The sequence below is a fragment of the Tamlana crocina genome, from assembly GCF_012037625.1.
The window spans coordinates 1-341 of the sequence record NZ_JAAVJS010000580.1 but is presented as its reverse complement, the minus strand read 5'-3'; the positions used below and the strand labels follow the sequence as shown (position 1 = coordinate 341).

The following is a 341-nucleotide window of genomic DNA, read 5'->3' as shown; positions in this document are numbered from 1 at the left end:
CCAAAGTTCCCCTCCTTTGGAGAGGGAGGATGAATAAGATTAAAAAAAAATCCCCATTCCGGCGGAATGGGGATCGAAAAATATAATTTTTAAAGCTTATTCAGAAAGGGCATTTTTGATGCGCTTCATGGCTTCTTCTATTTCGGTTTCACTGGCTGCATAAGAGAATCTGATGCAATTTGGGCTTCCGAAAGCGTCACCTGTTACAGTTGCAACAAGAGCTTTTTCAAGCAGGAACATTGAAAAATCCGTAGCGTCTTTGATCTCGTAGCCGTTGATGGTCTTTCCGAAGAAATAAGAAACATCGGGAAAAACATAGAATGCACCTTCGGGCTCGGTAA

The 341-nt window shown here is 41.9% G+C and carries 1 protein-coding gene; it reads right to left on the bottom strand.

All coding sequences use genetic code 11. The annotated features are described in order from the left end of the window. Window positions 1–96 precede the first annotated feature (96 nt). Window positions 97–341 (bottom strand): aminotransferase class I/II-fold pyridoxal phosphate-dependent enzyme (locus HC176_RS18130; RefSeq protein WP_342448722.1); only part of this gene is annotated, 245 nt, incomplete at its 5' end.